At 64.9% G+C, this 16,049-nt stretch carries 8 protein-coding genes; 7 read left to right on the forward strand and 1 reads right to left on the reverse strand.

Annotated features, from left to right (window positions below; translation table 11 throughout):
- The first annotated feature begins 5 nt into the window (after nucleotides 1-5).
- Complete coding sequence (locus IHE49_RS05800; protein WP_192155823.1) at nucleotides 6-1,211, forward strand: hypothetical protein; 1,206 nt, start codon at nucleotides 6-8, stop codon at nucleotides 1,209-1,211.
- Nucleotides 1,212-1,573: 362 nt separating this feature from the next.
- Nucleotides 1,574-2,194, forward strand: coding sequence for an isoprenylcysteine carboxylmethyltransferase family protein (locus IHE49_RS05805; RefSeq protein WP_225578207.1), 621 nt, complete (start codon nucleotides 1,574-1,576; stop codon nucleotides 2,192-2,194).
- Between the two features lie 67 nt (nucleotides 2,195-2,261).
- Here the strand turns inward: IHE49_RS05805 and IHE49_RS05810 are convergent, their stop codons facing one another.
- Nucleotides 2,262-3,878, reverse strand: coding sequence for an alpha-glucosidase family protein (locus IHE49_RS05810; protein ID WP_192155824.1), 1,617 nt, complete (start codon nucleotides 3,876-3,878; stop codon nucleotides 2,262-2,264).
- 439 nt (nucleotides 3,879-4,317) lie between these two features.
- On the opposite strand from IHE49_RS05810, the gene IHE49_RS05815 reads away from it, so the two are divergent.
- The 5 genes from IHE49_RS05815 (at nucleotide 4,318) to IHE49_RS05835 (ending at nucleotide 15,986) form a co-directional block, all read left to right on the forward strand.
- Entirely contained in the window at nucleotides 4,318-7,260 is a 2,943-nt protein-coding gene (locus IHE49_RS05815) for a TonB-dependent receptor (protein ID WP_225578208.1), read from the forward strand.
- Nucleotides 7,261-7,424: 164 nt separating this feature from the next.
- Complete coding sequence (locus IHE49_RS05820; protein WP_192155826.1) at nucleotides 7,425-8,996, forward strand: alpha-amylase family glycosyl hydrolase; 1,572 nt, start codon at nucleotides 7,425-7,427, stop codon at nucleotides 8,994-8,996.
- Nucleotides 8,997-9,015: 19 nt separating this feature from the next.
- Nucleotides 9,016-11,379, forward strand: coding sequence for a TIM-barrel domain-containing protein (locus tag IHE49_RS05825; protein ID WP_192155828.1), 2,364 nt, complete (start codon nucleotides 9,016-9,018; stop codon nucleotides 11,377-11,379).
- Between the two features lie 157 nt (nucleotides 11,380-11,536).
- Complete coding sequence (locus IHE49_RS05830) at nucleotides 11,537-13,561, forward strand: glycoside hydrolase family 13 protein (RefSeq protein ID WP_192155829.1); 2,025 nt, start codon at nucleotides 11,537-11,539, stop codon at nucleotides 13,559-13,561.
- 238 nt (nucleotides 13,562-13,799) lie between these two features.
- On the forward strand, nucleotides 13,800-15,986 hold the full coding sequence (locus IHE49_RS05835; protein WP_192155830.1) for a Six-hairpin glycosidase-like protein: 2,187 nt from the start codon (nucleotides 13,800-13,802) through the stop codon (nucleotides 15,984-15,986).
- Nucleotides 15,987-16,049 lie beyond the last annotated feature (63 nt).

Raw genomic sequence — 16,049 nt, forward strand, 5'->3', positions numbered from 1 at the left:
ACCCAATGCTTGCGTTGTTGATCGCTGCCACATCGCTGCGCGCGCAGGACTATGTTCTGCATGCCTACATCGATGAGCGGCTGGTCGCGGCACCCGACGACACCAGCTGGACCAACGGAGGTTTCGGAAAAACCCGCTACGGCGGCAACCAGACACAGCTTCATTTTGGCGGTGCCGCGCTATACGGCGCGGCACAAATCACGCCGGATCTGCTCGCGATGGGGCAGGTGCAATACCAGACCGGCGACCGTGGCAGAGTCAGTTTGCTGGAAGGCTGGATTCGCTACCGTCCGGTCTCCACGACACCATGGCGCTGGTCCTTGCGCGCTGGCGCGCTGTTTCCTCCCGTATCGATGGAGAACGACGGCGTCGGCTGGACCAGCCCGTGGACACTCAGCTCTTCCGCCATAAATACCTGGACGGGAGAGGAATTGCGCGCAGTCGGCGGCGAGCTTGAGCTGGAGCATCGCGGCGAGGTCAGCAACTGGGATTTCCGTGCATCGCTGTTCCGTCGCGACGATCCTGCGGGCACCGTGCTGGCCATACGGGGCTGGTCCATCGGCGATCTGGTTTCCGGCATCGGCACTCGCTTGCGCGAACCCGATGCCGAGGTCAGCGAGGAGGATGAGACGCCGCCAAACTATTACGACCCGTTCCGCAGTATCGGCGCATCGCACTGGGGCGACTATGTGGCCGTCAGTTGGCACGCGCCGGGTGAGACGAGCGTGAGTGTCATGCATTACGACAACCATGCCGATCCGGGCGCATCCGCTCCTTATGCCGGCGGTGACGAGCAATACGCCTGGCGAACCCGTTTCTGGAGCGCTGGTGCGCGCACGGATACCGGCGCCATCACCTGGATCGCGCAGGCGTTGGACGGTTACACCACCATCGAACCCATAGAGGACGCATACCAGCGCACGCATTACCGCTCCGCCTTCTTGCTCGCGGGATGGAATCGCGGCGCATGGCGTCCCGCTTTGCGAATCGAGCACTTCAGCACCCTGACGCCTTCGAGCGATATCGACTGGAGTCAAAGCGAGCACGGCAATGCGGTGACCGGGGCCTTGAATTGGAGACCGCGCAGCTATCTGCGCCTTACGGCTGAAGTACTGCGCATCGACAGCACGTCAACGCTGCGCGCCGAATACGGATTGCCCGCAAGAATCATCGACACCCAACTCCAGCTAAATGTGAGGTTGCTGTATTAGCGCGCCATGCGTATGCGCCTCCGAACGGCACTCATGGAAGAAGTTTGCGGTGGCATGGCAGGTGGGTGCGAGATGGTTGCTCAGATACCGCAGCGCTCTGTCCCGTGACCGGCTGGACCGACTGCGCGCTGATGCTCTACCCCGACATGGCCGAGCGGCCAGAGCGCAAGGCGTTCGAAAGCCATGCTGACAGCAGGACGCCGTGCAGCCACACGCCGCTCTAAGGCGCCTCGCGGCAGGCTCGTCTGGCGTTTGCGTAGCGATAACCGCCCCAGGCTGACGCCGGCTTTCGAAAGCGAAAGCGGGCGGCTGGTCATAAGCCACCTGACAACCGTCACTCGATCAGGCCATGGCAACGGCGCATGCTTGGCGCATCGTCCTCGCTGGTTACCGTCATGTCGCCCTTCGAGAACTACACCAAGCTTGCCGTCGCCGTGACCTGGGTGGCTTGGCTGCTGTACTGGTTCATCAGTGCATTCGGCAACAAGGCGGCGGCGCGGGTGGATGGCTGGGCTTCGTTCCTGACCTACCGCGTGCCGCTGATACTCGCCTTCCTGCTGCTGTTCGGCAGGGCCCTGGGACGGTTTTGGCCCTGGTTGGGGCAGCGCTTCTTGCCGCATGGCATGGCGTGGCCGTGCGTCGGGCTGGCCGTATTGCTGCTGGGCCTGGCGTTCGCGTGCTGGGCGCGCGTTGCACTCGGGCGCAACTGGAGCGCCACGGTGCAGCTGAAGCAGGGCCATGAACTGGTGACCGCGGGGCCGTACCGATGGGTTCGCCACCCGATCTACACCGGCATGTTGTCGGGCGTGCTGGGCAGCGCGCTGGTGATAGGCGAATGGCGCGGCCTGATCGCGCTGGTGCTGGTCTTCGCCTCATTCGCCTACAAGCTGCGCCATGAGGAAAACTGGATGCGCGAGCAGTTCGGCGCCACCTACACGGAATACATGCGGCACACGAAGGCGTTGATTCCCGGCTTGCTGTGAAGCTACTTGCACCCGGCAGAGGAACCTGCGAAATCGCGGTGCAAAGCTCCTCGTTGGGGCGCCACAGTCAAACCACGCGCGCGAACAAGCTGCCGTGAGCCGGCAGGCTCAAACGCCCGCCATTCATCGCGCCTTCCACCAGGCCATGCCCTTGCAGCGGCTGCAATGCGTCCGATAGCGGCGGCGCACACTCCACCGCTGCGGCGGAAAGATTGAACACCGCCAGCAGGCGCTCGTCGCCCAGTTCACGCACGAAGGCGAGCACCGGTTCGGGCGTTTCGAGGAAGCGGATGCTGCCGTGACGCAATGCGGGTTGTTCGCGCCGCCAGCGCATGAAGCGACGGTAGCCGTTGAGTGCCGACGCGGGATCGTCCTGCTGGTACGCCACGTTCAACGCACCATGCTCGGTCGGCACCGGCAGCCATGGCGTGGCGCGGCTGAAGCCGGCGTGCTCGCCGTCGTCCCACGGCATCGGCGTGCGACAGCCGTCGCGACCCTTGAATTCGGGCCAGAAGGTGATGCCGTAGGGATCGCGCAGCGCTTCGTAAGGCAGCTCGGCTTCGGTGAGGCCCAGTTCTTCGCCTTGGTAGACGCATACCGAACCACGTAGCGCACAGACCATCGCAGTGAGCTGGTTCGCCATCGCAGCGGAAGCGCGACCCTTGCCCCAGCGGCTGAGCACGCGTTCCACGTCGTGGTTGGAGATCGCCCAGCACGGCCAGCCTTCGGTCATCTTCGCCTCCAGCGCGCGCACGGTGTCGCGGATGTAGGCAGCGCTGAAGTCGTTGGTGAGCAGCTCGAAGCTGTAGCCCATGTGCAGGCGGCTGCCGCTGGTGTATTCGGCCATCGTCGCCAGCGAATCCTCGGAGGAGATCTCGCCCAGCGTGGCGATGTTGGGGTAGCGGTCCATCAGCGCGCGCAGATCCTGCAGGAACGCAAGATTCTCCGGCTGCGTGTTGTTGTGGAAGTGGTACTGGAACGCGTACGGGTTGTCCGCGCTGAAGCCGCGACCGGTGCGCATGGCCTTGGGCTTGGCCGGGTTGTCGCGCAGTTGCGCGTCGTGGAAGCAGAAGTTGATGGAGTCTAGGCGGAAACCGTCCACGCCGCGGTCCAGCCAGAAGCGCAGGTTGTCCAGCACCGCGGCGCGCACGTCCGGGTTGTGGAAGTTGAGGTCCGGCTGGCTGGCGAGGAAGTTGTGCAGGTAGTACTGGCCGCGCCGCGGCTCCCACTGCCATGCGCTGCCGCCGAAGATCGACAGCCAGTTGTTCGGCGGCGTGCCGTCCTCGTTCGCGTCGGCCCACACGTACCAGTCGGCCCTGGGATTGTCGCGGCCCTGCTTGCTTTCCTTGAACCACGCATGCTCGTCCGAGGTATGGCTGAGCACCTGGTCGATCATCACCTTGATGCCGCGCGCGTGCGCTTCGCCCAGCAAGCGGTCGAAGTCGCCCAACGTCCCGAACAGCGGATCGACATCGCAAGGATCTGCGATGTCGTAGCCGAAATCCGCCATCGGCGACTTGAAGAATGGCGCCACCCAGATCGCGTCCACGCCGAGACTGGCCACGTAGTCGAGCCGTTCGATGATGCCCTGCAGATCGCCCACGCCATCGCCATTGGTATCGAGGAAACTGCGTGGGTAGATCTGGTAGATGACGGCTCCGCGCCACCAGGGTGAATTGGTCATTGCTGTCCCCATGACGTGAGGCAATCCGCCTGTCGTCGAAGTGGCGATCAGCTTAGTGGCAGGCCGCGCGCACCCTGCACAGTGCTGCATACGTATTCATGGATGCTGCAGTCGCGTCATGACTCGAAACAAATGGACGTCCAAATGATTTTCCGCCGATTGATCCGCATGCGAGGAAATTCAGCAACGGCGCGGCCTGGCGCGCAAAAGAAGGCGTGACGGACCGCGTGATGCTGCACTGCGGCGGCCGCATTTCAGCCGCGCCATGAATACGTATGCATGAATCGCTCGCGTCGAAAACGCAGGCCTACCATGCAGTCACGCGAAAGGGGCACGCATGCGCAAGCCGGCTTTCCGACTGCCGCCGCCGAGGAAATCGCCGGACGGTTCGCGCGACAACGACAATAATCATTCTTCGTGGGGAGACGAAAACATGCTGATGAAACACAAGCTGTTGGCCATGGCGATCGCGACGGCCTGCTTCGGCGCCTGCGCCGTGGCGAATGCCGCCACCGCGCCTGCCGCGCAGCAGCAGGACACACAGGCGACTTCGCAGGGCACCACTACCGGCACCAGCGCCAATTCCCAGTCCGACGGCCAGAACAAGAAGGACAAGGAAAAGGCCAAGCAGATGCAGGCCGTGCAGGTGAACGGTTTCGTCAGCAGCATCGAGAACTCCACCGCGCTGAAGAAGAACGCCGACACCATCGTCGAGGCGGTCTCGGCCGAACAGGTCGGCAAGCTGCCCGGCGCCTCCATCGCCGATGCGCTGGGCCGCCTGCCAGGCATCGCGGCGCAGGACGTGGACGGCCGCCCGCAGGTGCTGAACATCCACGGCCTTGGCCCCGACTTCTCCAACGTGTTGATCAATGGCGGCCAGCAGGTCAGCACCAACAACAACCGCGACGTGGCGCTCGACCAGTACCCGTCGAGCTGGTTCGACAACGTGGTGGTGCACCTCTCGCCCGAGGCCGACCTGATCGGCCAGGGCATGGCCGGTACGACCGACATGCATACCATCCGCCCGCTGGACAAGAGCGGCCCCGAGGCGGCCGTGAACGCCAAGTACATCTGGAACAGCATGTCCCAGCTCTCTCCGGGCGAGGGCGAGGGCGTGAGCAACAAGGGCTACAACGTCAACGGCGTGTGGGTGGACCAGTTCGCCGACCACACCTTCGGCGTGACGCTGGGCGTGGACCTTGAGAACAACCCGACGCAGATCGAGCACCAGGCGCCGTGGGGCTACCTGGCCGACAGCAATGGCGACCAGGTGATCGGCGGTTCGAAGAACTACGGCATCACCGACTCGATGAAGCGCAACGGCCTGCTGGCCACCTTCGAGTGGCAGCCGAACGAGCACTACACCAGCACGCTCGACCTCACCTACGACAACTTCAAGGAAACCCAGGTAGCCAAGGGCATGGAGCTGCCGTTCCTGTGGGGCAACGGCGCGATCAAGCCCGGTCCGACCCTGGTGCCCGGCAATGTCGAGAACGGCTTCGTGCAGAGCGGCACGTACCAGAACATCGACCCGGTGATCCGCAACGACTTCAACAGCACGACCGCCCGCGTCTACAACTTCAACTGGGACAACAAGTTCACGATCAACGAAGACTGGTCGATCGACGCCGACGCCAACTACTCGCGCGCCACCCGCCAGGACGTGAACCTGGAAAGCTATTCGGGCACCGGCTACTACGATGCGGCGGCCGGCACGCGCGGCCAGCCCGGCAACTTCGGCTTCGCCGAGCTGCCCGACGGCATGCTCTACGCCGTCCCCTCGCTCGACTACACCCAGGGCGTAGTGCTGACCGACCCGCAGGCCTGGGGCTCGGGCAGCAACGTGGTGCAGGCGGGCTTCATCAACGCACCGCATACCGTCGACTGGCTGGCCAACTTCCGCGTCGCGGTGGAGCGCGACTTCGACAGCGGCATCTTCTCCAGCCTGAAGTTCGGCCTGTCTGACACCACCCGCACCAAGACCTACAACATCACCCAGGACTTCCTGACCCTGGGCGGCGGCACCCTGAGCAGCGGCAATGCGGTCATGACGGCACCGTTCAGCGGCAGCACCTGCAGCCCGCTGGCATGGATGGGCATGGGTTCGGAGGAGTGCTACAACCCGTTCAGCCTGATCGACAACGGCACCCTGGTGGAAGTCCCCACCTTCATGTCGTCGCTGCCGCTGCCGCCGGACTGGCGTGTGCATGAGCGCGACTTCAATCCCTACCTGCAGTTCAACCTCGACACCACCCTGGGCGCCGTCGCCCTGCGCGGCAACTTCGGCATCCAGGTGGACCATACCAACCAGACCTCGGATGGCGAGCGCGTGGCGCCCGGCAGCTCGCTCACCGGCGGCCAGACCCAGTTGATCCCGGTGACCGGCGGCACCAGCTACACCCGCTACCTGCCCAGCGCCAACCTGATCTTCGGCTTCACCGACAACGACGACCTGCGTGTCAGCGCCGCCCGCACCATGGCCCAGCCGCGCATGGACCAGATGAACGCCAGCCAGAGCGTGAGCGGCAACATCACGAACCTGGCGTCCACGAATCCGAACCAGGCGTTCTTCAGCTCCACCGGCGGCAATGCCGGGCTGCTGCCCACCATGGCCGACAACTACAACATCAGCTACGAGCACTATTTCTCGGGTCCGATCACCGGCGGCTACCAGTGCAATGACGCCGACCAGAAGAACTCGGACCTGTGCCGTAACGGTGGCGGTGGCGGCTATGTCGCGGTGTCGGCCTACTTCCTGAGCCTGCACGACTACATCGACCCGAACGCGGCCTACCTGTACGACTTCAGCGCGTTCATTCCGAACTACCTGACTTCGGCGCAGCAGGCCCAGCTCGGCACACCGTACGGCATCGTTTCCGGTCCGACCAACGACGGCCACGGCTTCATCCGTGGCGAAGAGGTCACCTTGAACCTGCCGTTCAACCTGCTCACCCCGGTACTCGACGGCTTCGGCACCATCCTGACCGGCACCCACAACGACAGCTCGCTGGTGTACGGCAGCAATCCCACGCCGATCACCGTGCCGGGCCTGTCGAAGTGGGTGGCCCACGGCACGCTGTACTACCAGCACGACGGCTTCGAGGCGCGTATCAGCGACGACTACACCTCCAGCTTCCTGGGCGAGGTGTCGGGCATCAGCGCCTCGCGCATCGAGCAGACGCTGAAGGGCGGCAGCACCTACGACGCACAGGTGAGCTACACGTTCAGCAGCGGCACCTTCAAGAACCTGACCCTGATCGCGACGGGCTCCAACCTGTCGAACAAGATCTTCTCCACCTATCAGAACAACGATCCGCGCCAGGTGCTGATCTGGGAACGCTACGGCCGCACCTACTCGCTGGGCGCCTCGTACAAGTTCTAAGTTCCGACGATTGCCACTCCCCGACCGCCCCGCCGCGTACCAACCCGTCCGGCGGGGCATTTTTTTTTGGCAGCCATTCCTGGCGGCCACTTACGGGCCATTGCCGGCGCGATGTCAAAAACCGCTGCTGGCGATATTCCCGGCCGAGAAACGACGGATGTTCCATGAAAATCCACCTTCGCCTTCCGCTGCTGCTGTCCGTTGCGCTGCTGCTGTCCACGTCACCCGCATCGGCCGCCACAGCCGCTGTTGCGACAACAGCACAGGCGCCCTCGGACACGTACTATGAAATCTTCGTGCGCAGCTGGTACGACACCAACGGCGACGGCGTGGGTGACCTCGATGGCGTCACCGCCAAGCTTGATTACCTGAAATCGCTGGGCGTGGACGGCATCTGGCTGATGCCGATCAACCCTTCGCCCAGTTACCACGGCTACGACATCACCGACTACGAGGCGATCAACCCGCAGTACGGCACGATGGCGGACTTCGAACGCCTGGTGCAGGAAGCGCATAAGCGCGGCATCAAGGTGGTGATGGACCTGGTCATCAACCACACCAGCGATCAGTCGCCATGGTTCAAAGCCGCGCGGGATCCGCGCAGCCCATACCGCAACTGGTACGCATGGGCCACGCCCGCCACCGACCTCAAGCAGATCAGTGCCACCGGCGGCTCGCTGTGGCACCCACTACCGGGCGCGGACAAAAGTTCAGGGCAGTTCTATCTCGGCGTGTTCACGGCACAGATGCCCGACCTCAACTACGACACCCCGGCCGTGCGTGCGGAGATGGTCAAGGTGGGACGCTTCTGGCTGGACAAGGGCGTGGACGGCTTCCGGCTCGATGCTGCGCAGCACATCTATGACGACAGCGAGGCCGACATGGAGAGTCCGGCCGCGCTGAAGAAAAACCTCGCGTGGTGGCATGAATTCCACCAGGGCATTGATGCGTCGAACCCGCATGCGTGGCTGGTCGGGGAAGTGGCGCGACACCATGAAAACGAACTGCCGCCATGGATGGCCTCGCTGGACGCGGTGTTCAACTTCCCGCTCGCCACGCGCCTGGTCGACAGCGCGAAGCAGGAACGCGATCGCGACATCGGTGCCACGCTGGAGCGCATGTACGACGCTTTCCGCACCGATGCGCACGGCCGCTTCGACGATGCGCCTTTCCTGTCGAACCACGACCAGGAGCGCGTGATGAGCCAGCTCGACGACAACCCCGAGCACATGCGCACCGCCGCGGCGATGCTGCTCACCCTGCCCGGCCATCCCTTCGTCTATTACGGCGAGGAGCTTGGCATGCGCGGCGAAAAGCCCGACGAACACCTGCGCGAACCGATGCGCTGGTACCGCAGCGGCAAGGGCGGGGGCGAGACGACATGGGAAAGCTGGAGCGCGGGCGACGGGGGCGCCGTATCCGTGGAGGCCGAGCAGGCCGACCCCCATTCGCTGCTCAACCGGTATCGCATGCTGATCCAGTGGCGCCGCGACATCCCCGCATTGCGCACAGGGGTGCTGCACAACTGGCGCGACGCCGGCGAGCATGTCGCCGCGTGGGAACTGGACGACGCGCAGGGCGACGTCCTGGTGCTGCACAACCTGGCCGGCACACCGCAAACGGTGACCCTGCCAGCACAACGTTTCCACACCTTGCTGAAACATACTCTGCCTGGCACCACCGTTGCCGACGGCCACCTGCAACTGCCCGCCTACGGCAGCGCAATCCTGCATTGATTTTCAAAGGAGCAGCATGATGACGACACCGAAACGGCGCACGCTCGCACTTACCGTGCTGCTGGGCCTGGGCCTTGTTCCTGCCGCATTCGCTGCGCCCGGCACCGCCGTCGCGCAGGTGCAGAGCGTCGGCAGCGACCGCCTGAACCTCACGCTGGGCGACGGCACCGTCACCTTGCAGCTGGCCGCCCCCGGCGTGCTGCATGTGCATTACTTGCCGAAGAGCGGCGCCACGTCCGCCAACCTGGTGATGGACCCGAGGCCGACCGGCACGGCGGCATTCCAGCCACAGGTACAGCAGAGCGGCGACACCGTGACACTGCGCTCCGACCGCCTCGTCGCCATCTGGCATCGCGCCGCCGGCAGGCTCGACGTGAGCGATGCCCAGGGCCATCCGCTGCTGCAACAGGCCGACCTCGGCGCGCTCGCGCAAGGCCGCATTGTGTTCGACCACGCCGCCGGCGACGCGCTGTACGGCATCGGCGGCTACGACGCCTTCGAGAAGGACACCAGCGCGGGCATATTGCGCGAAGGCAAGCAGGTGGCGAAGGCCGGCGAACAAGGCCATCCCGGCGCACCTTTCGTGTGGAGCACCGCCGGCTACGGCGTGCTGGTGGATTGCGACGGGGCGGACTTCAATCTCGCGCACGGTCGCATCGCGATCGACAAGACCGCGCGCCCCGACGCCGACTACTACATCCTCGCCGGCTCGCCCACCGAACTGTTCGGCGAGCTCGCCGACCTCAGCGGCCACGCGCAGCTGTTCCCGAAGTGGGCCAACGGCTTCATCAACAGCCAATGGGGCATCGACGAAAAGGAATTCCGCGGCATCGTCGACACCTATCGCGCCAAGCACATCCCGCTCGATGCCTTCACCTTCGACTTCGACTGGAAAAACTGGGGCAAGGACTGGGGCGAGTTCAGCTGGAACCCGGTGAAATTCCCGGACGGCCCCACCGGCAAGCTGAAGGCCGACATGGATGCACTGGGCGTGCACATGACCGGCATCATGAAACCGCGCGTGCACGTGGATACAGTGGAAGGCCGCTACGCCACCGCGCACGGCCTGTGGCTGCCCGGCGAGAAGGCCAGCCCCGACTACTTCTCGCACCTGCCGGTGAAGGACATCGACTTCGACGAACCCGAATCCCGCGCATGGTGGTTCAACGACTACCTCAAGCACAGCTTCGACACCGGCATCGTGGGCTTCTGGAACGACGAAGCCGACACCACGCCGAGCAATACGCAGTTCCTCAACATGCAGCGCGCCACCTACGAGGGCCAGCGTGCGTACTCGAAACTGCGTGCGTGGTCGATCAACCGTGATTTCTGGCTGGGCGCCCAGCGCTACGCCTACGGCCTGTGGTCTGGCGACATCTCCACCGGTTTCGCCAGCATGGCCGGCCAGCGCGAGCGCATGCTCAGCGCGATCGACGTGGGCGTGACGCAATGGGGCATGGACGGCGGCGGCTTCCACGGCCATCCCTCGGACGAGAACTACGCGCGCTGGATCGAATTCGGCGCCTTCGTGCCGATCTTCCGCGTGCACGGCGACGACAATGAAAAACGCCAGCCGTGGCGCTACGGCCCGGTGGCCGAAGCCGCGGCCACCAAGGCCATCCGCCTGCGCTATAGCTTGCTGCCTTATATCTATGCCTACCAGCACCGCGCAAGCGCACACGGCGTGGGTCTGGTACAGCCGCTCAACTTCGTGTGGCCGAACGATGCGAAGTTGCGCAACGACGTGGATGCCTGGCTGTTCGGCGACTGGCTGCTGGTATCGCCGGTGGTCGCCCAGGGCCAGACCAGCAAGCAGATCTACCTGCCCGCCGGCACATGGACGGACTGGTTCAGCGGCAAGACCTATCAAGGTGGCCAGACCATCACCGTGGCGACGGACGCGAAGACCTGGGACGACATCCCGCTGTTCGTCCGCGAAGGCGCCATCATCCCCACCCAGCCGGTGATGGACTGGACCGGCGAACACGCGGTGGCGACGGTGAACGTCGACGTGTTCCCCGCCGCGCAAGCCACGCACTTCGACTACTACGACGACGACGGCGAGACCTACGCCTACGCGGACGGCGCGTATTTCAAACAGCGTCTCGCCGCGCAGCGCATGGGCGACACAGTGAGCTTCAGCACCGCCGCGGCCGAAGGCAGCTACCGCCCCGCGCTGCACGCCTATCTCGTGCGGGTGCATGGCGTTGCCGCCAGCACGGTCGACGGCTCGCTGCAGCACTACGCCACCGCTTCCGCGCTTGAGGCCGCCAACGGCGAAGGCTGGAGCACGGGCAGCGACCGCTACGGCGCGTTCACCGTGCTCAAGCTCGATGCCGGTGCCGCACGCACGGTGAAGCTGCAGGCGGCTGCCGCGCACTGAGGGCAGGCGCGCCGCGCCGGATGGCGCGGCGCGAGTGGCAGTCCTGCTGCCAGACATGGTTTCCATCGCCGCCACGCGAGGAAATGCCGGCCCTGGGCACGGCGAGCGCGGCGACATCAGCCCAGTCCAACCAGGAGGGGTTTCGATGAGTCATCCGATGAAGCGTGAATCGCGTGGCCTGCACAGGTTGCCGCTTGCCTTGTGCATGGCGCTTGCCTTGTCCGGCGCATCGCTGTGGAGCACCGCGGCGCGCGCCGCCAGCAACGACAACAACGTCGAATGGGCCGGCCTGTTCCACGACCAGGGCCCGGTCTACGACAGCGCCCCCGAGCCCACGGCAAGCACGCCGGTGACGCTGACGTTCCGCACTTACAAGGGCGACATCACCAGCGCCAACATCAAGTACTACGACAGTGCCGACGGCCAGTACCACTGGGTGGCGATGCAATGGGTGGCCAACGACGCCACCGGCACCTACGATCTGTGGCAGGGCACCATCTCCGCCAGCTCGTCAGAGAAGTACTACCGCTTCCAGATCAACGACGGCACCGCCACCGCCTGGTACAACGCGGCCGGCATCACCAGCAGCGAGCCCTCCTCCGGCGACTTCTTCATCATCCCCGGTTTCAAGACACCGGCCTGGATGAAGAACGGTGTGATCTACCAGGTTTTCCCCGACCGCTTCTACAACGGCGATACCAGCAACGACGTCACCAACGGCGAGTACACCTACGCCGGCTGCGCCACCGAGCAGCACGCCTGGGGCACGGCCGTGACCTCCAACGTCAGCGGCTGCAACAGTGCGGTGTTCTTCGGCGGCGACCTCGCCGGCGTCGACCAGAAGCTGAGCTACATCAAGGGCACGCTGGGCGCGGACATCGTCTATCTGAACCCGATCTTCTCCTCCCCGACCAACCACAAGTACGACACGCAGAACTACTACACCGTCGACCCTGCCTTCGGCAGCAACACCACGCTGCAGCAGCTGATCGGCGACATCCACAGCGCCAGCAACGGGCCCGCCGGCTACGTCATCCTGGACGGCGTGTTCAACCACAGCGGCGACAGCAACTGCTGGTTCGGCGCGCAGACCTACGATTCGCTCACCTGCTCGCAGCCGGGCGCATACCTGTCGCAGTCCAGCCCGTACTACAGCTACTACACCTTCCAGACCTGGCCCAGCAGCTATTCCACGTTCTTCGGCATTACCAGCATGCCCAAGCTGGACTACGGCGCCAGCGGCTCGGCCACGCGCAACCAGATCTACGGCAACGCCGGTTCGGTGGTGCAGACTTATCTGGCACAGCCCTATGGCATCGACGGCTGGCGGCTGGACGCGGCGCAATACCTCGACGCCGGCGGCAACAACGGCAGCGACACCACCAACCACCAGATCATGCAGGAGCTGCGCACCGCCGTGAAGTCGGTGAACTCGAATGCCGAGATCGTCGGTGAGTACTGGGGCGACGCCTCGTCCTGGCTGGACGACGGCGCCGAGTGGGACAGCGCGATGAACTACAACGGCTTCACCCAGCCGGCGTCGGAATGGATCTGCGGCGTGGACGAAAGCGGCAACAGCGCTTCACTGACTCCCAGCCAGCTCGACAGCTGGCTGCTCGGCACGCGCGCCGACCTGCCGATCGACGTGCAACAGACCATGACCAACTTCCTGGGCAGCCACGACACCGAGCGCTTCGCCACCCGCTGCGGTGCCGACATCTGGAAAACCTACCTGGGCCTGATCTTCCAGATGACCTACGTGGGCACGCCCACCATCTACTACGGCGACGAATACGGCATGCAAGGCGGCGCCGATCCGGACAACCGCCGCACTTTCGACTGGACCCAGGCCACCACGAGCAACGCTGCAGTCGCGCTTACCCAGCAACTGATCCGCATCCGCAACGAATATCCGGCGCTGCGCACCGGCTCCTTCATGACGCTGGTCACCGACGATACCAACGACATCTACGCATTCGCCCGTTTCGACAAGAGCAACCGCCTCGCGGTGGTGCTCAACGGCACCAGCAACACCGAAACGGTGACCGTGCCGGTGTACGAGGAGAGCATGACCAACGGCAGCCAGGTCACCGACCTGATCACCGGAACCAAGTACACGGTCAGCAACGGCAATGTCACGGTGAGTGTGGAAGGGCATTACGGCGCGATTCTCGCGCAGTGAAACTGGTGTCCCTTCCGCCTTTCGGCGGAAGGGACACCGTTCGCGCCGAACAGCAGGACCTCTCGGAGTCCACATGCGCGTAGACTGGCTGCCGGTTGCGCACACCGCGACGGCGAGGGCTGCCGGCCAGCCGGATGGAGGGCGAGATGACAACGACGGCGGGCGGATCCGCGTTCCACGACAGATCAGCAGTTCGGCAACGAGCCGGCGACGCCCCACAGTTCACGGATATTTCGGCATGAGCATTTTCAGCAGCATGATGATGGCCTTGACCGCCGGCGCTCACGGCCCGATGTGGCACGACAGCCTGCAATGGCGCGGCCAGACGGCCAGCATCGAGGTGCAGGCTGGCGGCGGCTTCCTGCTGCACTCCGCGCACGACAAGCGCCTGATTCCCGCACCACCGTACGCGGTACAAACCGCCAGTCCATTGTTCGACGGCCTTTACGCGATGGCGCAGGACGACCTGCGGCAGGATTCCGTCAGCGCCATCCGCGACGGCGCCTACGACCACGACCAGCCGATTCCCTGCGATTGCTTCGCCACCGGCGACAAATGGCCTTACGTGTGGACGCGCGACCTCTCGTATTCGGTGGATCTCGGCTTGTGGCGCTACGACGACGCCCGCTCGCGCAACGGCCTGCGCTTCAAGCTCTCCGATACCCGCGCGACCGACGCGCCGAAAGGCCCATACGTGATGCAGGACACCGGCTCGGGCGGGAGCTGGCCGGTGAGCACGGATCGCGTGGCGTGGTTCCTCGCCGCACGCCACCTGCTCGACGACAATGCGTTTGCCAGCGACACCTGGCAGGCGCTCACCAACACCCTGGAGCAGGATCGCCAGTACGTATTCGACGCCAACATGGGTCTGTACCGCGGCGAGACCTCCTTCCTCGATTGGCGCGAGCAGACCTATCCCGCGTGGACGCAGGACAACGTGGTGTTCATCGCCCAATCGTTCTCGCTGTCCACCAACGTGCTGCATTACCAGGCGTTGCTGCTCGCCGCGCGCCTCGCGGGCGAGCGCCACGATCCGCGCGCGACCGACTACCAGGCGCAGGCCGACGCGCTGAAGGCCGCGATCAACGCGCACTTCTGGCGCGACGACCGCGGCATGTACATGAGCTACATCGGCGGCGACGGCGCGCCCTTCGACACCTACGACCTGCTTGGCATCGCACTGGCCATCGACAGCGGTGTGGCCGACGGCGACCGCGCGCGGCAAACGATGGCGAACTACCCGGCGTGGCCTGCCGGCAGCCCGGTGATCTGGCCCGAGCGCACCGACCAGCCGATCTACCACAACCGAGCAATCTGGCCGTTCGTGAGTGCCTATGCGCTGCGCGCTGCGCGCAAGCTCAACGACCCGGAACACATCGCATTCGAGATCGCCTCGGTCATGCGCGGCGCGGCGCTGGCCGGCTCCAACATGGAGAACTACGAGCTGACCACCGAAGCCCCGCACGTCGACGACGGCAAGCTCAGCGGCCCGGTGGTGGATTCGCCGCGCCAGCTGTGGTCGGTGGCCGCCTACCTTGCGGTGGTGGACGAAGGCGTGTTCGGCCTCGAAAACGACGGCCGCATCGAGCCCAAGCTGCCCGTGTCGTTGGTGCCGATGCTGTTTGGCCAAAAGGATTCGATCAGCCTGCAACTGCCCGACAAGCGCATCACCCTGAAACTCCCGAAGAAACTGGACGGCAACCTGCTGGTGGCCGGTGACACCGCCCAACGCGGCAACGAAAGCGTGGTGCAACTGATGGCGATCAAGGTACCCGTGCTGGGCGTGCGCGGCACGGTGCCGCCGTTCGCGCCGTCGGCGCCCGCCGCACCGCAGGTGACGCGCGACGGCACCGACTGGTTGGTGCGCAGCACGGCACCTGGCGTGCTCTACCTCAACGGCAAGCCCGTTGGCGCCATCGAGGGCAAGCTCTCGGTTCCGGTGGCGGACGTGCTGCAATGCTTCAGCCTTACGCAAACCGGCGCCGGCGGCCTGGAATCGCTGCACAGCCCGGCGCAGTGCGAAGGTCCGTTCGCCAGCGTTGATGGCGCTTGGCCGCGCGCGTGGGTCGCACCCGGCACCGGCAGCTATCAGGTGGCCCTGAGCTACCGCAACGACCACGGACCGATCAGCACCGGCATCACCGCCGCAGTGAGGATGCTCGCCATCAGCTGCGACGGCAGCCCCAAGCAACGCGTGCCGATAGTGATGCCGCACAGCGTGGGCGAAGAGCTTTCCACCACCGCGCGGTTCAGCGCGAATGCCGGTGCGCATTGCAGCTTCACGCTGGCCGACGGCTTCAACATGAGCGACCTCGCGCACAATGCGCACTACACCGGCGGTGTTGGTGGCAGCGAAGGACCGTTGAACGACGCCCATGTCGGCGCGTTGCGCGTTGTGCCGCTGCCTACAGATAGCACTCCATGATGTGCCGCCTGGATGTGCCGGCCTCGCATCGCCATTCCGGCAGGTATTGAACGGGTTTCGAGA

This window comes from Rhodanobacter sp. 7MK24, assembly GCF_014842995.1.
GTDB lineage: Bacteria > Pseudomonadota > Gammaproteobacteria > Xanthomonadales > Rhodanobacteraceae > Rhodanobacter_A.

What these genes read in the sequence shown, in the direction of transcription:
- IHE49_RS05800 (WP_192155823.1), top strand. Translation starts at nt 6, where the DNA reads ATGCTTGCGTTGTTGATCGCTGCCACATCGCTGCGCGCGCAGGACTAT.
- IHE49_RS05805 (WP_225578207.1), top strand. Translation starts at nt 1,574, where the DNA reads ATGCTTGGCGCATCGTCCTCGCTGGTTACCGTCATGTCGCCCTTCGAG.
- IHE49_RS05810 (WP_192155824.1), bottom strand. Translation starts at nt 3,878, where the DNA reads ATGACCAATTCACCCTGGTGGCGCGGAGCCGTCATCTACCAGATCTAC.
- IHE49_RS05815 (WP_225578208.1), top strand. Translation starts at nt 4,318, where the DNA reads ATGAAACACAAGCTGTTGGCCATGGCGATCGCGACGGCCTGCTTCGGC.
- IHE49_RS05820 (WP_192155826.1), top strand. Translation starts at nt 7,425, where the DNA reads ATGAAAATCCACCTTCGCCTTCCGCTGCTGCTGTCCGTTGCGCTGCTG.
- IHE49_RS05825 (WP_192155828.1), top strand. Translation starts at nt 9,016, where the DNA reads ATGACGACACCGAAACGGCGCACGCTCGCACTTACCGTGCTGCTGGGC.
- IHE49_RS05830 (WP_192155829.1), top strand. Translation starts at nt 11,537, where the DNA reads ATGAAGCGTGAATCGCGTGGCCTGCACAGGTTGCCGCTTGCCTTGTGC.
- IHE49_RS05835 (WP_192155830.1), top strand. Translation starts at nt 13,800, where the DNA reads ATGAGCATTTTCAGCAGCATGATGATGGCCTTGACCGCCGGCGCTCAC.